This is a genomic window from Meiothermus luteus, from assembly GCF_003574085.1.
In the GTDB taxonomy this organism is placed as follows: Bacteria; Deinococcota; Deinococci; order Deinococcales; family Thermaceae; genus Meiothermus; species Meiothermus luteus.
Window position 1 is genome coordinate 1 of sequence record NZ_QWKZ01000147.1, and the last position, 4,184, is coordinate 4,184.

The 4,184-nt window shown below is 66.8% G+C and carries 5 protein-coding genes and 1 pseudogene; 1 reads left to right on the forward strand and 5 read right to left on the reverse strand.

Annotation, left to right across the window (positions count from 1 at the left end; genetic code table 11):
• From Mlute_RS14225 to Mlute_RS14240, 4 genes are all read right to left on the reverse strand, one after another.
• Nucleotides 1–947: hypothetical protein (locus tag Mlute_RS14225; RefSeq protein ID WP_220452088.1), on the reverse strand; the 947-nt coding region annotated here is incomplete at its 3' end.
• Nucleotides 948–1,035: 88 nt separating this feature from the next.
• Nucleotides 1,036–1,389: a type II secretion system protein gene (locus Mlute_RS14230; RefSeq protein ID WP_119361224.1), complete on the reverse strand. Its 354-nt coding sequence runs from the start codon at nucleotides 1,387–1,389 to the stop codon at nucleotides 1,036–1,038.
• A gap of 79 nt (nucleotides 1,390–1,468) precedes the next feature.
• Nucleotides 1,469–1,984 (reverse strand): hypothetical protein, encoded by a 516-nt coding sequence (locus Mlute_RS14235; protein ID WP_147371116.1) that lies wholly within the window; start codon nucleotides 1,982–1,984, stop codon nucleotides 1,469–1,471.
• Between the two features lie 171 nt (nucleotides 1,985–2,155).
• Nucleotides 2,156–2,881 (reverse strand): class I SAM-dependent methyltransferase, encoded by a 726-nt coding sequence (locus Mlute_RS14240; protein ID WP_169335130.1) that lies wholly within the window; start codon nucleotides 2,879–2,881, stop codon nucleotides 2,156–2,158.
• 200 nt (nucleotides 2,882–3,081) lie between these two features.
• Between Mlute_RS14240 and Mlute_RS14245 the strand changes: the two are divergent.
• A pseudogene (locus tag Mlute_RS14245) lies at nucleotides 3,082–3,966 on the forward strand (transposase).
• 22 nt (nucleotides 3,967–3,988) lie between these two features.
• Here the strand turns inward: Mlute_RS14245 and Mlute_RS14250 are convergent.
• Nucleotides 3,989–4,184: hypothetical protein (locus Mlute_RS14250; protein WP_220452089.1), on the reverse strand; the 196-nt coding region annotated here is incomplete at its 5' end.

Consider the following 4,184-nt stretch of genomic DNA (forward strand, 5'->3'; position numbering starts at 1 on the left):
ATGATGCGCACGCAGACCCTTGGCTCCGGGTCCACCCCCCCGTCCTCCCCCTCCTTGCGGATGTGCAGGATGAGCGTTCCCTGAACCACCTCGCCCCCGTAGCGGATCGTGGCCCGGGCCCTCTCCAGGGAGCGAAGGGAGAGGGAGGCCCTCGCGGGCTCCGGTGTGTAGCGCACCGCGCTCACCTCCACGGCCTCCGCCCCCACCCCTATGGGGCCCGGCGCCAGCTCGTAGGTGTAGACCCCGTTCCCCAGGGAGAGGGACCCCAGGCCGCTCACCGAGATGGGGGCGGCCGCCCCAGGGGGCAGCCCCGTCACCTCCAGCTCCAGGGTTCCGGGTACCCTTCGGTAGTCCACCTCTACCCGCAGCGGGGCGTAGGCCTCGAGCAGGTACTCCCTCTGCTGGGAGGGCTCCCACCGCCACAGGGTCGGGCCTTCCCAAACCTCGCGGGCCACCACGGTCACCCGCCCCACCGGCAGCCCGCTGAAAAGGCTGCTCTGGGAGATGCCCCGCCTGGCCCAGTCCCCGGCCACCACGTCCACGTCCCCCCGGGAGGGGCCCGAGATGATCACCGCCAGGCTGCCCGTGCCCACCGCCCGGGGGTCCTGGCCGCAGACCTGCACCTCCCGGATGGCCAGCTCCTGACGCAGCGGCAGCCGCTCTGTGAAGGCCCGGTCCACCCCCATCTGCGCCCCGCGGGCTTCCAAACCCAGGGCAAACAGGGTGTAGACCTGGCCGCCCTGGCTGAAGCTGGGGCCAAGGTAGCCCCGGGCCACCTCCCCCCCGGCGCCCGAGTAGAGGTACTGGATCCGGAATCCCTCCACCCGCGCCCCCAGGGTCTCTGGCATCCGGCTCGAGGAAACCCAGAGCCTGTTTCCATCGGAGCGGAGGCTCAGTGTGGAGGCCGGGTACAGCTGGCTGTTCTCAGTCCAGGCCAGAGGGTTCAAACAGCCCCCCAGGCCTACCGTCCAGACTCCCCCACCGAGTCCGCTTACTGAGGCGACGGCGGGAATAAAGATGGCCTGGCCCGCCGAGTTAACCAACGACCGCGGGCTCCCCCATCAACCTTGGGGTCTCCGACGCCCTGATCCGCAGGGCGGTCGGGCTGTACCCCTGGCGTAGAACCGGGTAGCCTGGGCCCTCCAACAGGACCACCCCTACCCCCCGGTCGTTGGAGCCGGGCAGGATCACCGCGGCGGTCTTTCCGGCAAACTCCCCGGCGAACCCCCGCAAGGCCTGGCGGGCGGCCTCCTTGGAAGTCATCGCGGCCGCTTCCGCCTGGGCCCGCCGGGATGTAGACACCAAAAAGCCCACCAGGCCCGCCGCCAGCAGACCGAAAACCGCCGTCGCCACGGCAAACTCGACTAGGCTTAGTCCCCCGGCTCTCAAAGGAACCCCCTTTTCCAGGGAAAGTATACTCCAACCTTCCGAGCCTGGCGGCTCAAAAGCCTCACCACACCCCTGTGGTTCAGGCGGACACCCCCTCCCAGCGCATCGGGCGCGGGTCGTCTAGGTAAACGACCGTCGGGATAGGGTTGCCCACGTCCGCTACTCCGACCGGCTGATCTGGCTCGAGGTCGGAGAACTTCAGCTTCACGAGCCTTCTGGCGGTCTCCTCAACCGTCCACCCCTCGATGCAGACCCTCAGCCGGGGGGCTATGGCCGCAGCCAGAAGCTCTGGATCCCCGGGCAGCACCACGGGCTCCTCTCTGGGCTCCAACCCTTCCGCCCGCAGGACTGCAAGCGCGATTTTCTTGGCCTCCGCCATATTCAGCTCTCGCGGGGTTTCCTGGAAGTCTTTCAGCAGCGGTCGAGGGGGCCTCTGAACGGTCCTGGCCAGATCCAACGGAATGTTCGTTCCGACTATCCAGCACAGGGGTTCCCGAAGGCTCCAGGCCACCAAGAGGCTTTTCGGTCCCTCAGCCTTTATCCCTTTGAGCCGCTTTTGGTAGTACTCCGGGTTATAAATAATCAAAGTTCTCACCTTCGTCCTGGCCCATAACATCAGTCTCCTGACCCAGAAGATGGCTGGGTAGCAACTTGGGTTATAGTAACGGTCGCTGCGCACCACGGAACTGGCCGCACCATGGGTTCGCCACCGGGCGCCGCTTGCCTTCCCGGGTCGCGGCGCGCACCAGCGGTTCGGCGCCCTCGCTCACGCCTGCGCGACGGCGAGCAGCCGCCGGCTGTCGAGCGTGAGTGGTCCGCCCTCGTCGCCCAGCAGCTCGACGCGGGCGAACCCGGCCCGCAGCAGCTCGTCCCGCAGCTCCACCGGCGTATACAGCCGCAGCCCGTACGCGAACCGGCGCACACGCCCGTCCCGGACGATGGTGCGGTCGGTCTGCACGCGCCCGGTGAGCGGTTCGTACCCGGTGCGGTCGATCATCAGGTCGTCGCCCCGGCGGACCACGTCGAAGCGCACCGGCTCGCCGGGCGGCAGGCTGCGCAGGATCCGGTCGCGGTGGACCGTCTCGATCAGCAGCCGGCCGCCGGGCCGCAGCACGCGCCGGAACTCCGCCAGCACGCGGCGGTTCTCCTCGTCGTCGAAGTAGCCGAAGGAGGTGAACCAGTTGACCACGGCGTCGAAGTCTCGCCCGAACGGCAGGGCCCGCATGTCGCCGTGGACCCACTCGACGCCGACGCCCGCGGCCGCCGCGGCCTGGCGGGCCCGCTCCAGGAACAGCGGGCTGGCGTCGAGGCCGGTCACGCGGCAGCCTCGGCGCGCCAGGCGCACGGCGATGCGGCCGTGCCCGCAAGGCACATCCAGCACATCCGCCCCCGGACCGAGGTCGAGGAGCCGGGCGATGAGCTCGGCCTCCTTCTCGTTGCGCTCGTCGTGCAAGAAGGTCTCGTAGAAGTACAGGTAATCCTCGTCGAACACGGCGTCCCAGTGTGCACCCGTCATCGGCCATCCCCCCGCGGCGCGGCACCGGCCCCGGTGCCGGAGCTTTGGCCAAACTATAGTGCACCGCCCGCCGTCCGGGAAGGACCGCCAGATGGATCGCTGGACAGCGGGCGCCCGCCGTGCTATGTTAACCCAAGTTGCTACCTATCCCGAGGCCTGAAAAAATAGTGGCCGCTATGCTGTCGTGCATCATAGCGGCCTTTTGCATTATAGACGATGCCCTCCAGGCCCTGGGCTACAAGGACGACCCCCAAGCCAAGACCCCAGCCTCCGCCATCCTGACCCTCGCCATCCTGGCCGCCATGGAACTGGGCGGCAAGCACAACAAGGCCCTGGCCCTCGCCAAAGACCTGCGCCTCTTTACCTACGTCCCCTCCCCAAGTCGCTTCAACCGCAGACTCCACGCCCTATACCCCTTCTTCCTCCCCCTTCGCAAGATAGCCCCTTCGGGGCTGACCCACCTCCTAGCCCAGGCCTGGAAAAACCTCCACCAGGCCCAGGCCTACGCCTTGGACACCTTCCCCCTCCCCGCCTGCGAGAATATCCGCGCCCCCCGCTCCCGCCTTTTCCCAGACAAGGCCTACCGCGGCTTCATCCCCAGCAAACGGGTCTACTTCCACGGCCCCAAGCTCCACCTCCTGGTGGACGACGGGAAGTTTATCCATGAAGTGAGCCTGACCCCGGGAAGCCTACATGATCTGAGCTCTTTGCTCCTTCTTCCCCTGGACCTTCCCGAGGGGGCGGAGCTCTACCTGGACCGGGGGTACGAAAGCCACTTCTATGAAGACCTCCTCCGGGAGGCGGGGGGGATTGTGCCCATGGTCATCCGTAGAAGGAACAGCCGGCGGTATGTGCCTTGGTTGCAGTACCTGGCCATTGTGGGGCGGCTGCTTTCCCGTGAGGGAAACACCTAGGGGGTGGTGGAGACGGTGGGCAGTATGCTCCATGCCCTCTTCCCGCGGCGCATCCATGCGGTGACCCAGGAGGGTTTTGTGATCAAGGTGCTCTCCTTCATCTTGGCCCACAACCTAAATCTCTTGGCTCAACAAATGCTTGGGTAGCAACTTGGGTTATAATATCCTTTCATGCTGATTCCATCATCCTAGGCCACCCGTGGAAGAGGGTGTGCCGCCTGAGGGTCTCCTGGTCTTTCTCCAGCACCCGGCACCGCTCGGCTACCACCGCCATCATCTCCTCCAGATCCTCGAAGTACCGGTTGGCCACCGCCTCGTTGATCAAAGGCCAGACCCGCTCCGCCGGTTGTAGCTCCGGCGAGTAG